Annotated in this window: 19 protein-coding genes; 8 read left to right on the top strand and 11 right to left on the bottom strand. The window is 59.7% G+C overall.

What is annotated here, in order from left to right; all coding sequences use genetic code 11:
* Window positions 1-138: 138 nt before the first annotated feature.
* The 5 genes from I4X03_RS21305 to I4X03_RS21285 form a co-directional block, all read right to left on the bottom strand.
* Window positions 139-483, bottom strand: a complete 345-nt coding sequence (locus tag I4X03_RS21305; RefSeq protein ID WP_223470508.1) for a hypothetical protein — start codon at window positions 481-483, stop codon at window positions 139-141.
* 107 nt (window positions 484-590) lie between these two features.
* Entirely contained in the window at window positions 591-3734 is a 3144-nt protein-coding gene (locus I4X03_RS21300) for an efflux RND transporter permease subunit (protein WP_223470506.1), read from the bottom strand.
* Complete coding sequence (locus I4X03_RS21295) at window positions 3731-5263, bottom strand: efflux RND transporter periplasmic adaptor subunit (protein ID WP_223470504.1); 1533 nt, start codon at window positions 5261-5263, stop codon at window positions 3731-3733. The genes I4X03_RS21300 and I4X03_RS21295 overlap by 4 nt, the downstream gene beginning before the upstream one ends.
* Window positions 5260-6600 (bottom strand): TolC family protein, encoded by a 1341-nt coding sequence (locus I4X03_RS21290; RefSeq protein WP_223470502.1) that lies wholly within the window; start codon window positions 6598-6600, stop codon window positions 5260-5262. Before I4X03_RS21290 ends, I4X03_RS21295 begins: the two co-directional genes overlap by 4 nt.
* A gap of 75 nt (window positions 6601-6675) precedes the next feature.
* On the bottom strand, window positions 6676-7062 hold the full coding sequence (locus I4X03_RS21285) for a hypothetical protein (protein ID WP_223470500.1): 387 nt from the start codon (window positions 7060-7062) through the stop codon (window positions 6676-6678).
* A gap of 282 nt (window positions 7063-7344) precedes the next feature.
* On the opposite strand from I4X03_RS21285, the gene I4X03_RS21280 reads away from it, so the two are divergent.
* The 4 genes from I4X03_RS21280 (at window position 7345) to I4X03_RS21265 (ending at window position 10434) form a co-directional block, all read left to right on the top strand.
* Window positions 7345-7749, top strand: coding sequence for a MerR family transcriptional regulator (locus tag I4X03_RS21280; protein WP_223470497.1), 405 nt, complete (start codon window positions 7345-7347; stop codon window positions 7747-7749).
* Window positions 7750-7884: 135 nt separating this feature from the next.
* Window positions 7885-8964: a cation efflux transmembrane domain-containing protein gene (locus I4X03_RS21275; protein ID WP_223470495.1), complete on the top strand. Its 1080-nt coding sequence runs from the start codon at window positions 7885-7887 to the stop codon at window positions 8962-8964.
* Between the two features lie 209 nt (window positions 8965-9173).
* Complete coding sequence (locus I4X03_RS21270) at window positions 9174-9521, top strand: hypothetical protein (protein ID WP_223470493.1); 348 nt, start codon at window positions 9174-9176, stop codon at window positions 9519-9521.
* A gap of 532 nt (window positions 9522-10053) precedes the next feature.
* The gene (locus tag I4X03_RS21265) at window positions 10054-10434 is read left to right on the top strand and encodes a CzcE family metal-binding protein (protein ID WP_223470490.1); all 381 of its coding nucleotides are present in this window, start codon (window positions 10054-10056) and stop codon (window positions 10432-10434) included.
* 277 nt (window positions 10435-10711) lie between these two features.
* Here I4X03_RS21265 and cadR read toward each other — a convergent pair whose 3' ends face one another.
* Window positions 10712-11122 carry a Cd(II)/Pb(II)-responsive transcriptional regulator gene (gene cadR / locus I4X03_RS21260; protein WP_223470480.1) on the bottom strand — a complete coding sequence of 137 codons (411 nt, stop codon included), beginning with the start codon at window positions 11120-11122 and terminating at the stop codon, window positions 10712-10714.
* Between the two features lie 107 nt (window positions 11123-11229).
* Here cadR and I4X03_RS21255 point away from each other — a divergent pair, with 107 nt between their 5' ends.
* Window positions 11230-13158: a cytochrome c/FTR1 family iron permease gene (locus I4X03_RS21255; protein WP_223470478.1), complete on the top strand. Its 1929-nt coding sequence runs from the start codon at window positions 11230-11232 to the stop codon at window positions 13156-13158.
* 75 nt (window positions 13159-13233) lie between these two features.
* On the opposite strand, the gene lspA is transcribed toward I4X03_RS21255, so the two are convergent.
* The 5 genes from lspA to I4X03_RS21230 are packed head-to-tail and all read right to left on the bottom strand — an operon-like array spanning window position 13234 to window position 20915.
* A complete protein-coding gene (gene lspA / locus I4X03_RS21250; RefSeq protein WP_223470476.1) occupies window positions 13234-13716 on the bottom strand; it encodes a signal peptidase II in 483 nt (160 codons plus the stop codon).
* A 25-nt stretch (window positions 13717-13741) separates the two neighbouring features.
* Window positions 13742-15178: a dihydrolipoyl dehydrogenase gene (lpdA, locus tag I4X03_RS21245; RefSeq protein ID WP_223470474.1), complete on the bottom strand. Its 1437-nt coding sequence runs from the start codon at window positions 15176-15178 to the stop codon at window positions 13742-13744.
* Between the two features lie 49 nt (window positions 15179-15227).
* Window positions 15228-18413, bottom strand: a complete 3186-nt coding sequence (locus I4X03_RS21240) for an efflux RND transporter permease subunit (RefSeq protein ID WP_223470464.1) — start codon at window positions 18411-18413, stop codon at window positions 15228-15230.
* A gap of 36 nt (window positions 18414-18449) precedes the next feature.
* Window positions 18450-19667 (bottom strand): efflux RND transporter periplasmic adaptor subunit, encoded by a 1218-nt coding sequence (locus I4X03_RS21235; protein ID WP_223470461.1) that lies wholly within the window; start codon window positions 19665-19667, stop codon window positions 18450-18452.
* 3 nt (window positions 19668-19670) lie between these two features.
* Window positions 19671-20915 carry a TolC family protein gene (locus I4X03_RS21230; RefSeq protein WP_223470458.1) on the bottom strand — a complete coding sequence of 415 codons (1245 nt, stop codon included), beginning with the start codon at window positions 20913-20915 and terminating at the stop codon, window positions 19671-19673.
* Between the two features lie 616 nt (window positions 20916-21531).
* On the opposite strand from I4X03_RS21230, the gene I4X03_RS21225 reads away from it, so the two are divergent.
* The 3 genes from I4X03_RS21225 (at window position 21532) to I4X03_RS21215 (ending at window position 25379) form a co-directional block, all read left to right on the top strand.
* Complete coding sequence (locus I4X03_RS21225) at window positions 21532-21873, top strand: four-helix bundle copper-binding protein (RefSeq protein WP_223470456.1); 342 nt, start codon at window positions 21532-21534, stop codon at window positions 21871-21873.
* Window positions 21874-22470: 597 nt separating this feature from the next.
* The gene (locus tag I4X03_RS21220) at window positions 22471-23793 is read left to right on the top strand and encodes a TolC family protein (protein WP_223470454.1); all 1323 of its coding nucleotides are present in this window, start codon (window positions 22471-22473) and stop codon (window positions 23791-23793) included.
* The gene (locus I4X03_RS21215) at window positions 23790-25379 is read left to right on the top strand and encodes an efflux RND transporter periplasmic adaptor subunit (RefSeq protein WP_223470452.1); all 1590 of its coding nucleotides are present in this window, start codon (window positions 23790-23792) and stop codon (window positions 25377-25379) included. The genes I4X03_RS21220 and I4X03_RS21215 overlap by 4 nt, the downstream gene beginning before the upstream one ends.
* The last annotated feature ends 3 nt before the right edge of the window (window positions 25380-25382 follow it).

Below are 25382 nucleotides of genomic sequence, written 5' to 3'. Positions count from 1 at the left end.
GCTGCGGCGCCGGCAGGTGACCAGGGGATCTCGGCCGACAGGCGGGTTAGTATCGGTGAGGTTGAGAACGAGTGCGACCGCACGGTTGCGTAGGAAGCACCGTTCAGGCAGCCACGCGATCAACGTGGCTACCCGGCACTACTCACACATCGATCCCGGATGGTTATGCATCCGCGCGCGCGCTTCCGCGGGCATTGACCGCATGTGTTCGTGCATACGTTGCTGGGCGTCCGGCGGCATCGACTGCATCTGTGCATGCATGACCGCCATCCGCTCTTCCGGAGTCCTTGCGGCCATCATCTTCTCGCGCATGCCAGCGCACATCGCTTTCATATCGGCCATGTGCGCTGCCATCGCCCCTTTTTGCCCGCCGTGGCCCGCTTCGCCCTGCCTCATGTGCATCGGCATCGGCATGCAGCCACTCAGCAGGGTTGCCGCAAACGTCCCGCCGAGTGCGGCCCGTTTGAATGTTGTGAATTCCATGTTGCCCTCCACAAGTAATATCAAAGAACGCACAGCTACGCTGCACGCCTCGCACACGTCGGCAAGTCACTATTATGCTCCGATGCGCGCTGCGTGGGACGGTTCATTCACGTCTCCGCGCGCGCTCGCCGAAGTTCCCGCCTGCGCATCAACAGGTACACCGCCGGCACGACGAACATCGACAACAGCGGGGCCGTGATCATCCCGCCCACCATCGGCGCTGCGATGCGCTGCATGATTTCCGAACCGGTGCCGGACGCGATGACGATCGGGATCAGGCCCGCGACGATGACTGCCACCGTCATCGCCTTCGGCCGTACCCGAAGCACCGCGCCGTCGCGAATCGCATCGAGCAGGTCCGCTTCGGTATGTTTGCCGGCATGCACCCCGTCTTCCCACGCGTGCTTCAGGTAGATCAGCATGATGACGCCAAACTCGGCCGCCACGCCAGCCAGCGCAATGAAACCGACCGCACTCGCGACCGACAGGTTGTGCCCAAGTGCCCACAGCAGCCAGACCCCGCCGGCAAGCGCGAAGGGAAGCGTGGCCATGATCAGCACCGCCTCGTCGACACGTTTGAACGTCAGGTATAGCAGCACGAATATGATCAACAGCGTAGCGGGCACCACGACCTTGAGCTTGGCGCTGGCCCGCTCCATGTACTCGAACTGGCCGGACCACGACACGGAGTAACCCGCAGGCAGGTTCACTTCCTTGGCCACAACCTGCTGCATGTCGCGCACGACAGACCCCATGTCGCGGCCGCGGATGTCGACGTACACCCATCCGGACAAGCGTGCGTTCTCGCTCCGGAGCATTGGCGGACCATCGGTGATGCGGATGGTCGCGACATCGCCCAGGCGAATCTGGGCGCCACGCGGCGTGAGGACAGGCAGCTGGCGCAGCTTCTCGATCGAGTCGCGGTATTCGCGAGGATATCGCACGTTGATCGGGAAACGCTGCAGCCCTTCGATGTTCTCGCCAATGTTGTCGCCCCCAATCGCGGACGATACGACGCTGTGCACGTCAGCGATGTTCAGGCCATACCGCGCCGCCGTATCCCTGTTGATGTCAATGTCGATGTAGCGCCCGCCAGTAAGGCGTTCCGCGAGCGCTGACGAGACGCCGGGTACAGGCTTGACGATCCGTTCGATCGCACTGGCGATGCGGTCAATCTCGTGGAGGTCGGTGCCTGCAACCTTGATGCCAACCGGACTCTTGATGCCGGTAGCCAGCATGTCGATGCGGTTGCGGATTGGCGGTACCCAGATGTTGGAAAGGCCTGGAACCTTCACAATACGGTCAAGTTCGGCGACCAGCTTATCGGTCGTCATGCCCGCACGCCACTGGTCGCGCGGCTTGAACTGGATGGTGGTTTCGAACATCTCGAGCGGCGCCGGATCGGTCGCGGTTTCGGCGCGCCCGGCCTTGCCGAACACGCTGTGCACTTCAGGCACCGTCTTGATCAGGCGGTCGGTCTGCTGCAGCAGCTGCGCCACCTTGCCCGCCGATAGCCCAGGCAGCGCGGACGGCATGTACAGCAGGTCGCCCTCGTCAAGCGGCGGCATGAACTCGCCACCAAGCCTTGTCATCGGCCATACCGTCACGACAGCGATCAAGCCTGCCACCAACAGCGTCGCTTTGGGAAAGCGCAGTACCCATTCGAGCAATGGACGGTACAAGGCGATCAGAACCCGGTTGAGCGGATTTTTCTGCTCGTCCGGAATGCGTCCCCGGATCAGATAGCCCATCAAAACAGGAATGAGGGTCACCGCCAGACCCGCCGCCGCAGCCATCGCATAGGTCTTGGTGAATGCCAGCGGCGAGAACAGTCTTCCCTCCTGGGCCTCCAGGGTGAACACCGGGATGAATGACAGTACGATGATCAACAGCGAGAAGAACAGCGCCGGCCCCACCTCCGCCGCAGCGTCACCGATCACGCGCCAATGCTCCTTGCCTTCGAGCTTGCTGCCTGGGTGCGCATGGTTCCATACCTCGATGTGCTTGTGCGCGTTCTCGATCATGACAACAGCAGCGTCGACCATCGCACCGACCGCGATGGCGATCCCGCCCAGCGACATGATGTTGGCATTCACGCCCTGGTAATGCATGACGATGAACGAGATCAGGATCCCGATCGGCAGCGTGACGATGGCGACCAGCGCGGAACGCAGATGGAACAGGAAGACCGCGCAGACAATTGCGACCACGATAAATTCCTCGATCAGCTTTTCCTGAAGATTGCCGATCGCCCCCTTTATCAAGCCCGAACGGTCGTAGGTCGTGACAATCTCGACGCCCGCAGGCAGACTGGACCGAAGCGATTCCAGCTTGACCTTGACGGCATTGATCGTCTCCAATGCGTTCTTCCCCGACCGCATGACGATAACGCCTCCGGCCACCTCGCCTTCGCCATTCAGTTCAGCGATACCCCGCCGCATTTCCGGCCCCAGCTGAATCCGTGCCACATCCGCCAGGCGCACCGAAACTCCCGTTTCCGTGGTCGTCAACGGGATTTTCGCGAAGTCGTCGAGGGACTGCAGGTAACCGCTGGCGCGCACCATGTATTCGGCCTCGCCCAGTTCGAGCACCGAACCGCCGCTTTCCTGGTTCGCCTTCTGCACCGCGTCAACAACGACGCCGTGGGCGATGTTGTACGCCCGCATTTTGGCAGGGTCGAGCACGATCTGGTACTGGCGCACCATGCCGCCGATGCTCGCGACTTCTGCGACGTTCACCACCGTTTTGAGCTCATACTTGAGGAACCAGTCCTGCAGCGCGCGCAGTTGGGAAAGGTCCATCTTGCCGCTTCGGTCGACCAACGCATATTCATACACCCACCCTACCCCGCTGGCATCCGGTCCGAGCGCCGTCTTCGCCTGCGGCGGAAGGCGTGACTGTACCTGGTTCAGGTATTCCAGCACCCGCGAGCGCGCCCAGTAAGGGTCTGTGCCGTCCTCGAACAGGATGTACACGAAGGAGTCTCCAAAGAAGGAATAGCCGCGGACGGTTTTTGCGCCCGGCACCGACAGCATCGTGGTCGTCAGCGGGTACGTGACCTGGTTCTCGACAATTTGCGGCGCCTGCCCCGGGTAGGTGGTGCGGATGATTACCTGGACGTCTGACAGGTCAGGGAGTGCGTCGAGCGGCGCGCGCTGCAGCGACCAGATACCCCATGCCGTGACCATCACGGTTGCCAGCAATACCAGGAAGCGGTTGGAGATCGACCAGCGAATCAGCTTTGCGATCATTTCTTACCGCCTTCGCTTGTTGGCGTGATGGTAATGAGCTTGAACGCCCCATCCGTCGTTGGCCTGAACTCGAAGATCACCGTATCGCCCACTTTCATTGCCGTGGATACGCCACCTTCAGGACGCTGGAACCCCATTGTCATCGCTGGCCATTGCATGCTCGGTATCGGCCCATGGGACAAGGTGATTTCGTCCGCGTCGATACTTTCGATTTTGCCTTCGCCGCGGTGGACCGCGGCGTCAAGTTGCATTGGCTTGTCCGGCATGGGCATGTCGCTCATCCGAATAGCCGTTCCGCGCAGGCTGGCTTCAGAGTCGATCAGGAACTGCCCAGAAACGACAACCTTCTGCCCCACTTCCAAGCCCTTGCGGATCTCGGTCTGGCCATCGCCTTCCGCCCCGATTTCGACGTCGACCGGCGCGAACTTGCCGCCTTCCTGCGCCACCATCACGACGCTGCGCTTCCCGGTCTGGATCACCGCTTCGCTCGGAACGGTCAACACCTTGGAAGCCGCGGCGGGCGCGAACTGGATGGTCGCAAACATGCCCGGCACCAGACGACGACCTGGGTTGGCCAGCTCCACGCGCGCTTTCAGGGTTCGCGTCGCCGCCTCCACCTCGGGAAGAATCGCACTGACCTTGCCCTTCAATACAGTACCCGGCAATGCGGCCGCGCGCGCTTCGACGGCAGTACCTGGCCGCACCTGCGCGGCGACTGCTTCTGGCACCGCAGCGTTAACCCAAACGGTGTCGAGGCCGCTAATGCGGAACATTGGCGCACCCGACATGACGGTCATCCCTTCCTGCACGTTCAGTTCAGCGACGATCCCGCTGATGGGTGCGCGCACGGTCAGCCGCAGATGTACTTTGCCAGTCGAATCAATCAATCGGATCTGCGAATCGCTCATGCCGGCAAGGCGCATCCGTTGGCGCGCCGCATCCACCAGGGATTCCGTCCCGGCGCCACGCATCCGTTTGACGGCAAGGAATTCTTCCTGCGCTGCGACCCAGTCCGGCACATACAGCTCGGCTAGCGGCTGGCCCTTGTTTACCGGATCGAGCGGGGCACGTACGTACAGCCGCTCGACGTAGCCGTTGCTGCGCGCCTGGACGACCGCGACATCGCGCTCGTTGTAGGCAATGCTTCCGACCGCCTCAATCCCGAGCGAAAGCGTACCCCGGGTGACTTCGGCGGTACGGATCCCGAGGTTTTGCTGTACCCGTGGGCTGATGGATACGCCGCCTTCATCGGTGCTCTCATCGGCATACACGGGCACCAGTTGCATGTCCATGAACGGCGATTTGCCGGGCTTGTCGAACTTCTGGCCGGGGACCATCGGATCGTGCCAATACAAGACTTTCCTGCCGGTACCGGCATCGACGGCGCCCTTTGCTTGAGCCGCCGCCGGCGCTGGCGTCCCTGATTGGGTTGCCATCCCCTGCTGCTTCCCGAGCGTGTACAGCCCGTACCCCGCACTGCCGACCGCGATGGCCAAGATCAGCGCTACCATGACTTTCTTGTTTTTCATTTTGGGTCCTTGTACATGCGCGCGACTGAATGTGCCGGCCTGCTGTCTTGCGGAAATACGAAATTGAGCTGGGCCCATAGTTGGGCCGCCTCCGCCTCCAGCTGCAATGCCTCAAGACGCACCGCCAGCTCAGCGTTGCGCGCGGCGAGCACGTCGGCGAGCGCGGCTTTACCACCGCGGTACGCCGCCAACTGCGCGGCTGACCGGGACTGCGCCAGCGGAACGAGTTCCCGCTCGTAGCGGGTGTGCCGTTCGCGGCGGGTATGCCATTCATTCAACATTGCCCGCACTTCAGCCACCCTCTCTAGTAACGCGTCGTCACGCTCGGCTTTTGCCTGTTCGACCTGGGCGAGCTTCGACGCCAGCTCGCGGTCTTGCCGGTTCTTCTGATTCCACTGCAGCGGGACCGACACGCCGAGCGACACCATGTTCGAATAGGCCTGGCCGCGCTGCTGGAACGCCACTTCGACGGTCCAGTCTGCCTTTTTGTCGGCGCGCGCCAGCTTCGCTTCGGTCGCGCCGATTTCTTCCTGCTTGTTGAGTACGGCAATATTCGGGTGATCGGCGAGCTGGATCTCCAGTGTCGCCGGGTCGAGCCGGACGGCACTGGTTGCAGGCTTATCGGCGAGCGGCCGTTGCGCTGCGTCGCCTACACGGCGCGCCAGCTTAATGGTGGCGTCGGCAATGCTGCCACGGATTTCGCTCGCGCGGTCGTCGAACGCCACCAGCGCACTGCGCGCATTGAAGAGATCCGCCTGGGTGCCGCGGCCTGCACGGTAGGCAGCCTCCGCTGCCTGCACTTCGAGCTTCGCTTGCGCCGCCTGTTCGCTCACGGCAGAAGCCATCGCCTCGGCATAAGACCGCGCCAACCAGGCCATTGCTGTGTCGCGCTGGATTGCGGCCGACGCCGCCGCTTTTTCGGCAGCAGACTTTTCCGCTTCACGCTCGTAACGTTCGGTGCGCAGTTGCCGCTTGTCGGCGCGGGTAAGGTCCTGCATGAGGCCAATTCGCCGCTGGGTCATGAAGTCACGCGTCGTACTGAACTGGTCCGGCCCGTTGATCGGCAGGTTGTCGAGACCGATCTTCAGGACCGGGTCCGGTAGCCGGCCTGCGGCGACTGCCATTTCCCTCGAAGCCTGGGAAGCCAGGTCCTTTGCGGCAAGCAGGCGCGAGCGCTCGACGGCGAGCCGCGTAGCCTCTTCCAGCGTTAATGGGGCATCAAACGCAAACGCGACGTTGGACAGCGCGCCAAGTAAAGCGGCCAACACGACTGCGGCGGGCCAGCGAACAGCTGGGATTTGCGGCCGCCCGGCCGCTTTGAAAAACAGGGATGACATGAAGCCTCCAGAATGCAATGGACAACATCGCCAGCGCAAACGCGCAGCGATTAGAAAGCAAAGCAAGCTGGAGGATTAAATGCGGAAACAGCAGTTGCGAATGGCAAGCGGGGGCGCCGTCGCGTGGGTCAGGAAGGTCGTGCGCGGGAATGCGAAAGCAGGAGGATGAGTGGCATCCAGCGGAGTCACCGGAAGGCCAAAGCCGACCGCCAGGAATGGCTGCAGCGGCGGGACTGCTGGCTTGTCGAGCGACTGATTCCCGCTCTGGCCATACGCGTGACACAGGCTGGGCTGCTCCGGATCCATCTCGTGGCATCCCGCCATGTCTTCCATGGGCAGGGCAGCCATCGCCTGGCCATCATGCGACGGGCAGGCGTACGACGCGACAGCAAGCTGCATGAACAGGATGCTGAACAACGCGATAACCGCAGCTACCAGGCGGGATGAACGGGATAATTTCATGGTCAACGGCGATGCTACAAGGGCAAGCAGGTACTGTCAACACTTTGCTGGCGGCACACGAGACCGCAGTGAGAAACGCAGAGAGGACATGGTATCAGCCCTACGGGGCACGTTTGACCAGTGTCTGCAACGCCTGCGTTTGTTCTTTTCTCTCAGTTCCACTCGCCGTCAGGACGCTTCGGGTGCGCCACGTCGCTAGCGCTTGAACACGTCTATATAAAAAACTTGACCAATTGGATTAGGGACCTTATAAACCTTAAAGTAACTTTAAGGTCACGAACAATGCCACATACTTTGACAATTGGCCAATTGGCCACAGCGGCGACGACGCCAGCAGCGACGATCCGATACTACGAAAAGATTGGCTTACTTTCCGCGCCACTGCGATCTGGTAGCAACTATCGGCGTTACGGGAGCGAGGATCTTGCTCGTCTGGTTTTTGTTCGGCGGGCGCGTGATATCGGATTCACGATTGACCAGGTGCGGAGTCTCCTGGCCTTTTCTGACCAGCGCGACGGTGACTGCTGCACCGTCATGGCGTTGACTGAACAGCATCTGTCGGCCGTTGAACAAAAGATCGCTGACCTTGTCGCCATGAAAAATTATTTATCCAAGCTCTTACCTTTGTGTGGTGGCGGCCGTGTCGCCGATTGCCGAATTATCGACGCATTGACGCTGCCGAAGTAAGTACCGATGCCGACCCGCGATTGTGTTTAGATGCGTACCGATCCCGGCGCCTTTGGGTGTAAGCGCGCCTCGCGCTTGACGTTAAAGCAGGTTCAAGGTTTAACCTGCTTGTATTAGCGTTCAGGATGCCTCCCAATGAAACAAGATCATGCAAACGTATCAAGTCCCCGTCACAAGAGCGTGTTTTTTGTATCGAAGATGGACTGCCCCTCAGAAGAGAATCTGATCCGGCTTGCACTGGGAAAGGTCCCAGACATCGATAGGATGTCGTTCGATCTGGCCAACCGTACTGTGACTGTCCTGCATCAGGGCGAGTCAACTGCGCTTCTTGATGCGTTGCTACCTTTGCGGCTTGGCGCCGAGCTGCGCGACTCGATGCCTTCATCGGAACCGGGTAGTGGCGGCGCCGCGACCTACCGCGTGAGCACATTGGCGATTCCAAAGATGGACTGCCCATCCGAAGAGAATATGATCCGGATGGCGCTTGCCGATATCGATGACGTGAAATCTCTCGATTTCGATCTCGCCCAGCGACAGCTGCGCGTCTCACATACCGGCGCCGTGGCCCCAATTCTTGCGAAGCTGACGCCGCTTCAGCTCGGCACACGCCTCCTCGGCTCCGTTGAGGAACGTGGCAACATTGAATTGGGTGACGACGCCGCCGGAGACGCTTCCGAAGCACGGACGCTTCGTTTGCTGCTTGCCATCAACGGGCTAATGTTCGTGATTGAATTGGTATGGGGTCTGATCGCCGAGTCGGCTGGGCTAGTGGCCGACTCGCTTGATATGTTCGCCGACGCGGCCGTGTATGGCCTGGCGCTGTATGCTGTCGGGCGAGCGGCTTCGCTAAAGACACGCGCGGCACACCTCGCCGGCTGGCTGCAACTGGTGCTCGCGGTCGGCGCGTTGAGCGAAGTGGTAAGGCGAAGCTTCTTCGGAAGCGAACCAGAGTCGGCACTGATGATGGGTATCGGTGCTATCGCGTTAGTTGCGAACGTAAGCTGCCTGGTCCTGATCGCTAAAAAGCGTCACCGCGGCACCCACATGAAAGCGAGTTATATCTTCTCCGCAAACGACGTTGTCGCGAATATGGGTGTAATTGTTGCCGGCGCACTGGTCACCTGGACCGGGTCTGCATACCCGGATTTGATTGTCGGTACCATCATCGCCCTGATCGTTTTAAATGGTGCCCGACGCATCCTCAAGTTGAAGTAGTACTTGAGACTCATCCTCATGCTGATGCCGTTCGACCGGGCTCACTCGAACGGTTCCTCACCAAGCTGTTTGCGCTGTTCACTTCACACGGCGGTGCGACCGAATAAGCGCGGCTGCAAACGCAGTCCCGCAACGCAGCGGATGATCTTTGAACTGCATCACACATTGAGCCGGCGCGCCGCCCTGGTTCCAAGGTAGACTCAACCCTAATGAAACGCATTGTCATCATCTTCCTGATCGCTCTCCTCCCCCTCCATGCCGCGTGGTCGGCGGGAATGTGTGGCATGGCTGGCGACAATGGCGTCGCACCGCTTTCGTCAGTAGTCTTTGTCGACATCCAAGACCGTGAGACGCAAAAGCCCGGTTTCGTGGGCGATCCCGGTTGTTTTCCCACATGCCACTTCGTTTGCGAGCCACCTGCTGTTGCCCCAGTCGGTAGCGTCGATGCAAATATTCTCCTGCCTGTTGAGCGCCTGACACGTGCGTCTGCAGCGCATCTTTACGCTTCCCACATTCCCGACGGGCCGACACGGCCCAAATGGACGGCCGCCAGCTAAGCTGGCGGACGCCACCGGTACGGTTTGACCTGAAACAACATAACAGGTCACTTTCGACTTAGTCCGTGCGCTTATGCGCGCCCCTGAAGGCACCCCGCACATCGGCCTGCTTGGCTCAAACCTCCAAGCTACGTGACAGTGCGCGAACGCAAGCCATGGCCATGCGATCGGTCGCCACATGCATCGACGATAACTTGTGGTCAGGCATGCCATTGATCGCGGAGCGGTCAGCCCTGTCGCCACGGTGGCGCGCTCGTTCCTTCGCGACTGACGGTCGCTGGATTCAAGTCGCTGTCGAGCTTAGGGCCAGTTCCTACGCCATGAGGCGCGCGCACGGGCGTTGCCTGACTGTTTAAACGAGTAGTACGGCCGTCCTGGGGCACGGGCTACCGATGTTTCGGAAACCCGGTGCCGGGTAAAGCAAGGATGTTCTCGACAAAATAAAGGGTTAGGAATCCTACTTGAGCCGTAAATGAAGCACTGATTGCCCCACGCAATCGATTTTGATTGCCCCAACCAAAAGGAGTTCATGATGAAAACAACATCAATCGCAGCATTATCTTTTCTTGCCTGTCTTTCGATTTCTCAGACAGCCGCGCACGCATCAGAGCGCAACGACAGAGGGGCCCCTACTAACCAAGCCGACGAACGCGCGAACCGGCAACACCCGATAGCCGCGCCGTTCGGTTACGCAACGAATGCCACCCCAGAGCGGGTGATCACTGTGGTGCGCGGCAAGACCCGGCATATCAACGTTACTCGACTGGAATCTGTCCGCATTATTGACGGCGATTCGAGTGTCACTTGGATGTTCGATACGCTAGGCTTGCCGTCCTTTTCTCTCGAGAAAATTTTACCAGGGTCGACGGGCATTACAGTGTATGTAGACGAAAATCCAATGTACTCAGGGTAAGGTCGCGGCGTTAATCATTCCAGACTGATGGAAAAACCTCAGTTTGCGACCGATCCGCAAGGAGCATTTATGAGGGCCTTGCCTTAATGCCGGCAAGGCCTCATTCCAGCACTTCAGTATCAAACCTGCAAAGCGAACCACACGCATGCCGAACGGATTCAATGCACGAGTTAAGTGGACGAAAACCTAACCGCGTGTGCAAGGTCCGACTGTCGGCAGGCCATTGCGCCACGGCTCGCTTTCAACCTGGGATTGGCTGCCGTGACTGCATTATCCGTTAACCATGTTGCTCCGGCTCCCCAGATAGCTTCCTAAGAATGCCGCACTCGTTAGATAAACCTTCGCTCCGGCAGCGCGATCGCAGGGCATGTAGCTCCCGCTCGAGGACATGTAGCTCCCGTATTCGCTCAGACACCTGTTCAATATGCTGATCAATGACAGCGTCGACACCTCCACATGCTTCCGCCGGCGTGTCGGCAAGCTGCAAGAGCCGCCTGATCTCATCGAGGGACATGTCCAGCAACCGGCACTGCCTGATGAACTGCAGGCGCCGTATTAACGCGTCGTCATACAAACGATAGTTCCCTGCCGAACGGGATGGCGCCGGCAGCAACCCGTCGCGCTCATAGAATCTGATTGTCTCGACCAGGCAGCCCGCGCGCTGAGCTAATTCACCAATTTTTAGCATCTTAAACCTTCGTTGACATCGGTTCAGTGGATCGGATAAGGGTTGACCTTCAAGCAGCTACAAGGTGTTAAATGTCCCGATCCAAACATAAGCATGAGTTTCCCCATATGAAATACTCCATCTGGCGCAAGTTCCTCTTCATCGCCGTCCTGTACAGCTGTATGACCGGTGCGGCTAACGCAAATCCCAATTCGTCCGAGCAGAACGCCCGACAACTCTGGCAACTGCTCGATTATGTCGCGGTGGACTACAGCGGCGCGGTTCAGAACGGGACAGTTGTCAGTGCGATGGAATATCAGGAAATGCAAGAATTCTCCGCTCGAGCTGAAACCCAGACGCAGGCACTGCCCCGGCGCCCTCTGCATTCAGAACTAGCTGCGGTTGTGACCCAGCTTAATGAAGCGGTTCAGCGCAAGGACTCACCACAGCGCGTCAGCCAGCTAGCCAGGGAGGCGAACAGGCTGCTCTTGCTGGCCTACCCCTTCCCTGTTGCACCACGCAGCGCGCCAGACCTGTCCCGCGGGGCTGCACTGTACAAAGCGCAGTGCGCATCGTGCCATGGTGCTAACGGGGCCGGCGACGGAGGTCTTGCAAGCAGGCTTGAGCCAAAGCCTATCGCGTTCACCGATCGGGAACGAGCTCAGTCGCGTTCAGTCCTGGCACTATATCAGGTGATTAGTCAGGGTGTTGATGGCACCTCAATGCCAGCCTTTGCCAGTCTGTCAGAGCAAGACCGCTGGTCTCTGGCATTCTATGTCGGGACACTGGCCTTCGGCGACAAAGACCTTGAAGCCGGCGAGACGGCGTTCGCGCAAGAAAAGGCTATTTACAAAGCGCTACCGGACATGGGCGCACTCGTAATGGCAACGGAAGAGGAGCTTGCGAAGGGATTGCCAAAAGGTACCGCCGGAGCGGCGCTCGCATACGCCCGAACACATCCAGAGATCGTCAGGGAACACCAGGAGCGTACAGGAATCGACCTTGCACGCAAACTCCTGAAGGACAGCTTGCACGCGATGAAGGGCGGCGACCGCGCAACGGCAACAAAGCTGGCGTTGTCCGCGTACCTGGATGGTTTTGAACCGCTTGAGGCGACGCTCGACTCGACCGATCGCCAGCTGCTGGTCGACGTGGAGAGAACCATGCAGCTGTACAGGGGCGCGGTCGCGGAAGGTAACCTTGCACGTGCAACGGAAAACGCACAACAGCTGGACACTTACTTTGCGCGGGTGGAACTGGTCGTAGGCGAAAACAAGGCTAACGCCAGCACCACGTTCGTCGGTGCACTCACCATTCTCCTCCGCGAGGGCGTCGAAGCGCTGCTGATCGTGACCGCCATGGTCGCTTTCCTGCGTAAAGCCGAGCGCCCCCAGGCACTTCGATACGTTCATGCAGGTTGGATTTCCGCCCTGGGCGCCGGAGTGCTGACCTGGCTCATCGCTACCTACGTAGTCAGTATCAGTGGTGCAAGCCGCGAAGTAACCGAAGGTTTGTCGTCGCTGTTCGCCGCGGCGGTGCTACTGTCCGTGGGCCTTTGGATGCATCAAAAGGGTCAGGCTGGACAGTGGCAGGCTTACCTGAAGGAACACCTCACCGCGGCGACGCAAAAACGATCGGCATGGGCATTGTTTGCTCTTGCTTTCATCGCAGTGTACCGGGAAGTCTTCGAAACAGTTCTTTTCTACTCCGCGCTTGCGACCGAGGGCAACGGATCTGCTTTGCTCGGAGGATTCGTGACCGGGCTGGTTCTGCTGTCGGTGATTGCCGTCGTGTTCTTGCGCACCAGCGCACGCATGCCGATCGGTAAGTTCTTCTCGTTCAGCTCTGTGTTAGTGGCAGCTCTGGCAGTGGTGCTGGCCGGCAAAGGTATTGCGGGTCTCCAGGAAGCTGGATGGTTGATGGCCACACCGATGGATGGGCCGCGCTTGCCTGTACTTGGCATCTACCCGACCATTCAGACCTACGGAGCACAGGCCGCCCTGCTTCTTGCAGCAGGACTTGGGTTCGGCTTTAACCTGGTAAGAGTTCGCAGGTAAAGATTGGATAGCGCCCGGCGAGCACCTCACGCAAGCCCGGCGCGCAAAGATATGATCATTGCTTTCTGTCGGGTTTCATGCGGTAGCGCGGGCTCCGCGCAGCGCGTGAAGAACAATTGTCGCGGCACCCAGCGTAATGCCAATGTCAGCGATGTTAAAGGCCGGCCAGTGGTACGTCCCTGCGTAAATGTCGATCCAATCAACGACTCCCATGCGCGCAGTCCGATCGACAAGGTTGCCCACCGCACCGCCAAGAATCATCGCTAATCCAGCCCTTTCCGTAGACCCTGCTGCCGGTTTTCTTATCATATGGATCAGCAGCATCGATGCGAGCACGGCCACTGCGATGAAAAAGTAGCGTTGCCAGCCGCCCGCGTTAGCAAGAAGACCGAATGCTGAACCTTCGTTGACCGCGTGCACGATGTTTAAGGACTGCATCAACTCGATCTTGTGGCCGTACGGGAGTCGCTCGACCACAGCAGCCTTGCTTATAAGGTCAATAGCAGCGATCAGTCCGGCGAAAACTACCGCAACGAGCGGCGTGAAAGGCTTGTTCATGGTGTCGGTTGGGTATTGTTGACGGTCAGATGTTGAGGGCACGCTTGTCAACGGCAAGCGCAGCTTCCCTGATGGCTTCATAGAGAGTCGGGTGTGCGTGGCAGATGCGTGCGATGTCTTCGGATGACGCTGAAAATTCCAGGGCCATCGCCGCTTCGCCAATCATTTCCGAGGCCAGCGGACTGACGATATGCACCCCTAACACGAGGTCGGACTGGGCGTCGGCGAGCACCTTGACGAACCCCTGTGATTCTCCATGGCCCAGGGCGCGACCGTTCGCCGAAAATGGGAACTGTCCCGACTTGAAAGCACGGCCCTCGCGCGCCAGTTCCTGCGCTGTCTTGCCAACCCATGCAGCTTCCGGACTGGTGTATATAATGGACGGGATCGCGTTGTAGTTCACATGACCGGCCTGCCCTGCGATGATCTCGGCCACCATGATTGCTTCCTCTTCAGCCTTGTGCGCGAGCATCGGCCCACGAACGACGTCACCAATGGCGAACACCTTAGGTAGCGCAGTTCTGCAGCGCTCATCGACTGGGACATACCCGCGCTGGTCAAGCTCCAAGCCGATCGCATCGAGGTCGAGCCCGTCCGTACTTGGCACCCGTCCAATCGCAACAATTACCTTGTCGCATGTGAGCTCTTTGGACGCTCCTGCATGGTCACGGTACGAAATTCTGGCCCCTGCTCCATTGAGCGCGATATCGCCTATGGCCGCGCCAAGTTCAAACTTCATTCCCTGGCTCGACATCAGCTTGAGCATCTCCTTTGACACCGCGGTGTCGCAACCCGGCAGAAAGTCTGGCATAGCGTCCAGCAGGGTCACATCCGCGCCCAGCCGTCGCCATACCGAGCCCAGCTCTAGACCGATAACGCCAGCGCCGATAACGCACAGGTGCTTGGGTACCTCGCGAAAATCCAGTGCCCCTGCGTTGTCGCAGACAATCATATTGTCGATGCGGGTGCCGGGAAGCTGTCGCGGCTTTGATCCTGTTGCAATGATCACGTGCCGGGCCCCAATCCGTTGCGAGCGCCCCTCGCTCGATAGTTCGAGGTCATAGGTTTCGCCTTGCGTGCCGGCGAACCTCGCACGCGCTTTGATAAAGTCGACCTTGTTTTTCTTGAACAGATATTCGATACCTTTGGCCATCTTCGTAACCACGCCGTCTTTCCGGTCCACCATCTTGTTGACGTCAATCGTTGCATCGCCGGTGCTGATCCCGTGTTCCGCGGTATGGTGAACGACCTGTTCGTACAAATGGCTCGACGCAAGCAAGGCCTTGGACGGGATGCACCCCACGTTCAGGCACGTCCCGCCAGGACGCGGCTGGCCATCGGGGGCTGCATAAGGATTGGATTCAATGCAAGCGACCGATAGACCGAGCTGTCCGGCGCGGATTGCGGCGATATATCCCCCAGAACCCGCGCCAATGATCACTACGTCATATTCCTTATCCATGTCCGGACCTTTCCGATTTACGAGCATGAGGGGTGCCCCTGGTGGAACCTCAAATTCCTTCCGCAAAGCCGTCTTTTGGCCGTGCGAAGCGCTGATACAGCGTTGGCAGTACGAAGAGCGTCAGGATCGTCGCCGAGATCAGTCCGCCGATGACAACGGTCGCCAAGGGACGCTGTACCTCGGCACCGGCCCCGGTAGCAAGGGCCATCGGAACGAATCCAAGCGAGGCTACCAGCGCAGTCATCAATACAGGCCGCAGGCGCCGGAGTGCGCCTTCCCGCACTGCCTGCTCCCACGGCAAGCGTTTCGCGAGGTCGTCAATTGAGCCCGCCATCACCAGCCCGTTCAGGACAGCAACACCGGACAGCGCGATGAAACCGACAGCTGCCGAAATCGAGAACGGCAGCCCACGCAACCAGAGTGCCGCGATGCCTCCGATCAGAGCCAGTGGCACACCGGTGAACACCACGGCAGCAGCGGGCCAGGAGCCAACGGCTGAATAGAGCAAGACGACGATGAGCGCAAAGCAGGCCGGTACGACGACCGCCAGACGCAGGCGTGCGCGCTCTAGATTTTCAAACTGTCCACCCCAGGTGAGCCATACGCCGGCAGGAACACGCACGTCCGCATTGATACTGGCACGCGCCTCACTGACCACGCCGGCGATGTCGCGACCTCGCACGTTGGCCTGCACGACAACCCGTCGCTTGCCGTTCTCCCGGCTGATCTGGTTTGGCCCCTTGGCCGTTTCCAATATCGCGACCGACCCCAGCGGAACAAAGCTACCGCTCGGCGTCAGCACAGGCAGCAGGCGTAGGGCGTCCGCGTCGTTTCTGGTCTTTTCGCCCAGCTTGACCACTACGTCAAAGCGGCGGTCCCCCTCATAGATCGATCCGGCTTCGCGCCCCGCGACGGCTGCCGCCAGAGTGTCGTACACGTCTTGCGCGGTGAGCCCAACACGCGCCATGGCGTCTCGGTCCAGGCGGGCATCGAGCAGTGGGAGCCCCTGCACCTGTTCCACACGTACGTCTTCCGCACCCTCCACTGCGCGCAGTTTCGCCGCAACCTGTTCTGCTGTACGGACCATGACGTCGAAGTCGTCGCCAAACACCTTGACAGCGATGTCGCCACGCACGCCCGCCAACAGTTCGTTGAACCGCATCTGGATCGGTTGGGTCAACTCGTAGTTCTGGCCTGGAATGCTTGCGACAGCATGCTCGATCTTCTCCACGAGCTCGGCTTTGCTCATCCCAGGTTCCGGCCACTCCGAACGGTCCTTCACAATGACAAACGTATCGGTGATGTTTGGCGGCATCGGGTCAGCGGCCAACTCAGCCGTACCAGTTCGTGAAAAGACGAGCTTCACCTCGGGCAACTTCGCGACAGCCTTCTCTACCGCGAACTGCATGGCCTGGCTCTGGTCGACGGATGTGCCCGGAATCCGGGCCACTTGCAACAGCACGTCCTGCTCGTCCAACGTCGGAAGAAATTCCTGGCCAAGTGTGGAGAACAGGCCGATCGCGCCTGCAAAACCGACGGCAGCCAGTACCCCGGTCAGCTTGGGTCTGGCCAAAGCACGGTCCAGCCAGGGTGCATAACTCGACGAAACGGCTTTGACTAACTTGTTTTCTTTCTCGTCGACATGCCGGGACAGCCAGAGCGCGATCGCAGCCGGAACAAACGTGAGCGAGAGGATGAAAGCGAACACCAACGCAAGAATTACCGTCACGGCCATCGGTGCGAACATGCGGCCCTCCACGCCCTGGAATGTCAACAGTGGGACGTACACGAGAATAATGATCGCCTGACCATAGACGCTTGGGCGGATCATCTCGCGCGCGGCTGCCGCAACGGTTTCCAGCCGCTCGGACCGGGACAGCACCCGACCGGTGGAATGCTGGCGTTCCGCAATACGGCGAAGAGCATTTTCCACGATGATCACGGCGCCGTCGACGATCAGGCCAAAGTCCAGCGCCCCCAGACTCATCAGGTTGGCCGACAGCCCTGCTTCGAGCATGCCAGCCGAGGTCAGAAGCATGGTGACCGGGATGACCGCCGCGGCGATCAGTGCCGCACGCAGGTTCCCGAGGAGCGCGAACAGCACGGCGATCACCAGCAGCGCGCCCTCGGTCAGGTTCGTGGCCACTGTCTTGATGGTGGCGTCGACCAACCGGGTGCGATCGAGCACCGGCCGGATTACCATGTCCGGCGGCAGCGATCGCGCAATCTCCTTCAGACGGACATCCACCGCAGCGGCGACCGTCCGGCTGTTCTGGCCGATGCGCATCACAGCAGTGCCCACGACGACCTCCTGGCCGCCTTCAGACGCGGACCCGAACCGCACTTCCTGCCCTAGGCCGACAGTAGCGACGTGCGAAACAAGCACCGGCGTGCCGCTGCGTGTTGTGATGACGGTTTTTGACAGTTCCTCGGTTGAGGTAATGCGCGCGTCGGCCTTGACCGTGAGGGCCTCGCCGTTTTGGAATACCACGCCGGCGCCGACACTGGTGTTATTGCGCTCGAGCGCCTCGCCCAGCATGGTCAAACTGATGCCCAAAGCCGCAAGCCGTTGCGGATCGGGCGTCACTACGTACTGCTTGACGTAGCCGCCGATGACGTCCACACCGGCGAGCCCTTCGGTGTTCTTGAGCTGGGGCGCGACAATCCAGTCCTGCACTGTGCGCAGATAGGTAGCCTTTTCGGCCGGACTGCGCAGCACTTCCCCTTCCGGCGTGACATAGCTGCCATCGGCCCGCAGCCCGGCACCGGAGCCAGTTTTCGCCCCTGGCTTGGTTGCGAACTCCACCGTCCACATGTAGACATCCCCAAGGCCCGTGGCAATCGGTCCAAGGCTCGCGCTCGCGCCTGCTGGCAACGACCGCTCCACGGCGCGTAACCGCTCGGCCATCTGCTGACGCGCGAAATAGATGTCGGTGCCGTCCTTGAAGACCGTAGTTACCTGTGCGAATCCATGCCTGGTCAGCGACCGTGTGGACTCCAGTCCTGGTATCCCGGCAAACGCGGTTTCGATCGGATACGTGACCTGCCGCTCGACGTCGGCGGGCGCAAGGGAAGGCGCAACGACATTGATCTGCACCTGGGTGTTGGTAATGTCCGGTACCGCGTCGATGGGCAGGCGGGTTAACGCGAATGCGCCGACGATGGACAACAGGATCGTTCCGATGAGCACGTGCCACCGCCGGGCAACAGAGAAGTTGACGATGCGAGCTATCATGATTGGGTATCCTCGAGGAGCCGTTGGATGAGGTAATTAGTCATCGTCCCCTGCCTCGCCTTTGCCATGTTCGGCCTTTAAAACATAGGTATTGCTTACTGCGATCTGTTCGCTACCATCCAGGCCGGACAGCACCCTGACGTAGCCGGCCGCACTAGCGCCGAGGACAACGTGCTTGATCGCGAATCCTTCTTTCGCCCGAACGAATACGCTCGGCTTGTCCTCGACGGTTTGCACTGATGTACGTGGAATGGCCAGTTGGCCGGCGCCGGCGTTGCCCTCAAGTGCGATCGACGCCCGCACCGTTTCGCCGATGCGCCACGCCCCCTGCTCATTCGATAACCGCGCAATGGCGCGCACCTGGCGCGTGGCGGGATCTAGTACACGCGATACATGGGTAATGCGGCCCGCGCCAGTGCGGCCATCCGTTGAGACGGCCACGGCCGCTCCCACCGTCACGCGGGCTGCGTCGTCCGGCGAGAGCGAAAGTTCGGCTGACAGCTCGTTGAGATTTGCTACCTCGAACAGGTGCGCGTTTGGCTCGACGACGTCGCCCAGCGCGATCTGCCGTGCCGTCACGTGGCCCTTTATAGGCGAGCGCAACGTCAAGCGATTCAGCGGTCCACCGGACTCGCCTCCCGCGGCGGCAAGCTGCTGCTCGGCCAGCCGCAGACGCGTGCGGGCTTCCTGCGCGGCAGTGCGGGCGACTTCGAACTCCTGGCGCGAAGTCACTTTCTCGGCATACAACCGCTCCTCGCGTTTGAAGGTTGCCTGTCCCAGCTCATGTTGGCGCTTTGCAATCTCCACGTCCGCTTTGAGCTGGGCCACGTCGCGGCTCTCGATCACGGCCAGTGCGTCGCCTCGGCCGACCGCCTCACCAAGGTTGCGGCGAATTTCGACCACCCGGCCGCCTACTGAGCTGGACACGATCGCGGAATGCTTCGGATCCGCGGTGATCACCGCCGGGGCCTCGAACGCGCCAGCAAACGATTGACGTACCGGCAAGACGTCGATTCCGGCGGCGCGGATCTGCTGGTCAGAAAGCGCAACGAAGTCCTCCTTGCCCTCGCCTCCCCCTTCTTGCTGCGCAGACTCGGCATGCTCCTCGGCCTCGTCTTTCTCTGTCTGTATCTTCGGCTGTCCTTCGCTCTGCTTGGCGGTCGGTTCGTTTGGCTGTGTTGCTTCGGGCTTGGGAGAGCAGGCGCTCAACAGGATAATAGCGGCGCACAGGCCCGATCGGAATACCACTTGCATGGGTCAGTCCTTATAAATTGGTGAGTTGTAACCTTGTAACCAAGCCAGACGAGCCCGGGCAGTGTGCAGCGCCGCCAATGCATCAACGGCCGCCTCGCGTGTTTCGGCCACAGAGCGCTCGGCTTCGATCAGCTCGAATTGCGGGAATTTGCCCTCGACATAGCCAATCCGCGCGATACGCGCCGCTTCCTCAGCAGCGGCAAGTGCCGGACCGTTGGCAGCGCCGGCCGCTGCGAGCGCGTCGGCAACCTCACCGTCGGCCTGCGCAATGGACTGTTCGAACGCCAGCGCAACAACACTGCGCGCGGCATCCGCGCGCTCATATTCGGCTTGGGACCGTGCGAGCCCAGCATTGCCAGGGTTAAACAACGGCAACGGGATCGACAGCGACAGGACCGCCGCCTTGTCGGAAGACTCGCCGTAACGACGCATGCCGGCAGACAGCGTGACATCTGGAACGCGATCACGCCTGGCGGCGTCGACCCGGGCATTGGCGGCGGCTACTTCGGCCTCGGCCGCGGCGAACTCCAGCCCTTGCCCTGAGACAGTAGTGACATCGCCGCGTTCGATTTGCTCAAACCAGGCGGATGCGATGGTGACCGGCATCGAAGCGCCCGTATGGCGTGCAATCGTGGTACGCGCCAGCTCGGCTGCACGCGTGGCTTTGCCAAGGCGAACAGCCGCATTGATGCGAAGCACACCAGCTCGTTGTTCTTCGATCGGCGATGCCTTGCCAGCGCGCACGCGTTCTTGCGCGACTATAAGTGCGCGCTCGGCTAAGTCGTGGCTCGTGCGTGCGACCAACAGCCGCCGCTCACTGGCGGCAAGCGCGATGAATGCTTCGGTTACTCGAAGCGTGGCATCCGCTTGGGCCGTTCGCACTCCTATCGCGGCCGCCGTGCGCTCCGCCTCTGCTACGCGAACTCTGGCGCCGCGTTTGCCTGCCAACTCAAGCGGCATCGACAACGACACCGTCTTCTCTCCCGCTCCGAAACCAGCATAGCGGCCGGACCCCATCACGTTATCGGCCTCAACGGAAAGTGTAGGGTTCGGGCGTAGGCCGGACAGTTGCATGTTGGCGTCCGCCGCGCGTAAAGCCGCGGACGCCCCTTGCAGATGGGGTGCCTGAAGCTGTGCTTTCGCAACAGCCTCGCTAAGTGTGAGGGCAACGACCTCGGCCAAGGCCGGCCGTGCAGCTGCACAGATGACCAGCAGCGCTGCAACAGAGACGTGGATCTTGACGCGCATGATTTGCATTGACGGAATAGTAAAGTGACTTTATAAACCTTGAAGTCACTTTAAGGTCAAGTGCTTGCCAACTTTTACTGGGTAAGGCGCCGCTCGGCTGCGAAGGCCTTTGACCGTTAAACGCGGCCTATGACGAAGGCGCCCTGTGGATCGGTCAGGACATTAGGCGCGTAGCGGGGTAGCTGGGACATCTCGACCTGGGCACGACCATGGTGTACAGGGCACACGAGCCGCTGTTGTTGATCCTCGCCTCGAATAAGATCGTCCCTGCAACTTGCTGGTAAGGGGCCAGCCTGAAGACCCATCGAGGTCCTCGTAGATCCATTGCTGTCGATCAACAGCTGCGGGCTTTGTGGAAACCTCAAATTATCGGCGCACTATTATCTTGGTTTCATTCGCGAGCTTCCTGCAATTTCTCAGAGAGCCGCGCTGGCCGTTCACAGCGCCACGATGGTCGCTCGGGCCCTGATAATGAGTTAGCAGGATCAGCGGTCGGACTTGGACTGGCGACGACAGATTGCTACACTTGGCTAACGCGCGTTGCATTTTCCCGGATCAGCCTACCATCTCCTTTCGGACATCTTTCCTGGATAACTTTAATTGATGGAGGAATAAAATGGCAACCGAACAAAAAAATTTGAAGGAATGCATTGAAGCATGTGAGGAAGCGATCCACGCTTGCCAGTCGTGCGCTGCAGCAGATATCCGTGAAGGTAGCTCGAACTGCGCTTTGATCAATCTTGATTGCGCGGATATCTGTTCGGCGACGATGAATGCGTTGGCCCGGGGGTCGGAACATCACGGTGATTTCTGCGCGCTCTGCGCCCATATGTGCCGCGAGTGCGCGGCAGTTTGCGCTATGCATGCCAAGGAGCACGCGCACTGCGCACAATGCCAGAGCGCTTGCGAGAAGTGCGCGGCCGAATGTGACAAGCATGTAAAAGAGGCCGATATCTGAAGTCCTCGCGATCGAGATGTCCCGCGCGCTGCTTTGCAGGAGAACCGCCGCGCGCGGCGTTATATCAGTGGGAAGCATTAACGATCAGCATGCTGGTGTGCGCACAGTGTGTCTGGCGGCCACGAAACCAGTTATAATTAAACCCATGCTCAAGCGATTCCTTCAGATGCTAATTGTTGCACTAACGCTCCAGCTTACATGGGGCGTCTCCAGTGCCTATTGCATGCACGAGAGCGGAAAAGCAAGTCAGCACGTAGGGCATCATCAGCACCAACACCAAAGTTCAAACGCAGATGATGATGATGGCGACGATGCCAAGCCGTCGAAAATCGGAGGTGATCCCGATTGCGCGACATGCACGCACTCTTCAGTCGGCGTCTTTGCCTTCGACGCGACACAATTACTTCTTTCCACGTCTATTCACGAGATACCCCCCAATCTTGCTAGACAGCCGGCGCCCTATCTCGGTGCGCCGGAACGTCCTCAGTGGATGGTCGCCGCCTAATCCGGCGACCTGCTCCCTCCCTTTTCCAATGTAAGTTCGGATACGTGTAGGCGTACTTCGCCGGATTCTTCTATCAATCCATTGGAGAATCTATGCGATTTCAATTCGTGCCGCTTGGGCTTGCGGTGCTATTTCTACAGCCTATTTCAGCAGTTGCACAGAGTGCACCCGTCAGTTCAAAAACACCCTCATCCATAGTCTCGGACATGGATGAGCCAGCCGTCACGCTTTCGCTTGCGGCGGCGATCGAACGGGCGTTTCAACACAATCCTGGGCTACGCGTAGTCCAGCGAGATATTGACATAGCCCAGGGCCAGCGAATCCAAGCCGGCAAGATGCCCAACCCAGAGGTGTCGTATCTCCGTGAGGGCCAGCAAAAGGAGCAGCGCACTACTACTGTCCAAATCAATCAGGAGATTGAACTGGGCGGTAAGCGCGCGGCACGGATTGCGTCCGCTGAACGAGAGCGTGACATCGCTCTCGCAGACGTCGCTTCGTACCGTGCCGGCCTGCGCGCTGACGTTGTCACCGCCTTTTTTGATGTGCTGGCGGCGCAAGAACGTCTCACGCTTGCGGAAGCCTCCCAGGAATTATCTCAGCGGGCTACCGGGGCGGCAGCACGCCGGGTCCTTGCGGGCAAGGTGTCACCAGTTGAGGAAACCCGCGCACGGGTTGCCGAAGCGAGCACCAAGATCGAGCTTAGTCAGTCGGCCAACGAGCTAGCACTGGCAAAGCAACGCCTGAGCGCGACATGGGGCAGCAAGGTTGCGAGCTTTGACCGGGTTGAAGCTCCGTCTATCCCTGTCGGCGTACATCCGACAACGGCAGAGCTGCTCGAACACTTGCCTGGTGCGCCACAGCTGACCAGGGCGCGATTAGAGGTTGAGCGGCAAAGGGCGTTGTCTGACATTGAGCGCGCACGGCGCATCCCCAACCTGACATTAAGCGTGGGTAGCAAGCGTGATGAGCAGATTGGGGGCCGTCAGACAGTCGTCGGATTGGCCATTCCGCTTCCATTATTCGACCGGAATCAAGGCAATCTCTTGAGTGCATTGCGCCGCACTGACAAAGCGAAGGATGAACTAGTCGCTGTCGAAAACAACTTATCGGTCGAGCTCGCGCAGGCATCGCTTCGCCTCGACTCTGCCAGAGGCGAACTGGTGATCTTGCAAGGGGAAATTCTGCCCGGTGCGCAAAACGCCTATGAGGCAGCCACCAAGGGATTTGAGCTCGGCAAGTTCAGCTTCCTGGACGTGCTCGACGCACAGCGAACCCTTTTCCAGTCGAAAGCCCAATACATCCGCGCCCTTGCCGAGTCGCATCGCGCTGCGGCCGATATCGAACGAGTTGTCGGCAACGTCGAACAACATGGTCGCCTGTTGAACCCGGCCGTCCAGAATCAGGAACAAAAATGAAAATGCCAAACATCGATAAAAAAAGCCGTACCGCCATCGCAGCGGTCCTGGCCGTAGGCACAGTTCTGCTAGCACTCATACTCCTGGTAGGGAAAACCGATAACGCTGTCGAGCAAGATGAGGGGAAGGCAGCACACACCGAAGCAACTGGCCACGCCGACGTCGAACATCATGGAGCCGAAGGCGACACGAAGCACAAGGATGAAAAGGAACATGCAGACCAAGAGCATCACTCTTCAAAGTCCCAAACCGGCCCGCATGGGGGCAAACTTTTTGTTCAAGGCAAATTTGGGGTGGAGGTCTTGCTTGCCGAAGAAGGCGGCGAGGCCCGCCATCGCTTGTGGTTCTTCGACGATCGCAAACCTGTAGCGCCGGGGACAGTGGTCGTTACCGAAGAACTGAGGCGGCCGCTCGGTGAAATCGAAAAGATTGTTTTTGCGGTCGATAAGGATAGCCAGTTGTCGACAAAGCCAATCGCGGAACCACATATTTTCGAAGCAAGGTTTGTGGCGCGCCGAGGAGATGACGTCCTCCAGTTTGCAGTGGAAAGCGAAGAGGGAAAAATTGAAATTGCTGATGCCCAGCTGAAGATCGCGGGTGTCACCATCGCCGCGGCTGCGCCTGCATCCATCAGCAGTGCGTTCCAGCTCTCAGGCGAAATCCGTTTCAATGAAGATCGGACAGCCCACGTCGTGCCCCGTTTGGCCGGAGTTGTTGAGAGCGTTTCCGCGAATCTTGGCCAGACGGTGAAAAAGGGCGACGTCATGGCAGTCATTGCCAGCACTGACGTGTCTGAAATGCGCAGTGAGTTACTGTCGGCGCAACGTCGGCAAGCACTTGCCCAAGTAACGTTCGAACGTGAAAAGAAACTGTGGCAGGAGAAAATTTCGGCCGAGCAGGACTATCTGCAGGCCCAGCAAGTGTTGCGCGAGGCGGAAATCGCGACGCGTAACGCGAGGCAGAAATTGTTGGCGATCGGCGCATCGACCGACACTTCCGGTGCACTCAGCCGTTTCGAACTGCGCGCTCCGTTCGACGGCGCCATCGTCGAAAAACATATTGCGCTCGGCGAAGCGGTAAAGGAAGACGCGAATGTCTTCAAGATTTCGGATCTGTCGTCAGTATGGGCCGAGGTCATCGTGCCCGCGAAGGACATTGGCGCTGTTCGTGTTGGCGAAAAGGCCGTAATCAAGGCTACGTCGTTAGCCCAAAGCGCCACTGGCACGGTGACTTATGTCGGCGCTCTTCTGGGGGAACAAACCCGCACAGCCAAAGCAACGGTTACCTTGGCCAATCCGAACAATGCGTGGAGGCCGGGTCTGTTCGTCAACGTGATACTCACTGCCGACAAGCGCGATGTTGCCGTTGCCGTGCTGAGCGAGGCAATTCAGACCATTGAGGACAAGCCCACCGTCTTCGCCCAAATCGACGGCGGGTTCATAGCCGTCCCGGTCGTGCCAGGACGCAGCGACGGCAAGTACACCGAGATTGTGAGCGGGCTTAACGCCGGCACCCAATATGCAGCCCGTGGCAGTTTCGTCCTTAAGGCCGAACAGGGCAAGGGCAGCGAAGAGCATGCTCACTAAGCG

The organism is Massilia soli, from assembly GCF_016809835.1.
Classification (GTDB): Bacteria; Pseudomonadota; Gammaproteobacteria; order Burkholderiales; family Burkholderiaceae_D; genus Telluria_A; species Telluria_A soli.
Note: the sequence above shows the minus strand (reverse complement) of the source record. Positions and strands in the feature narration are given on the sequence as shown.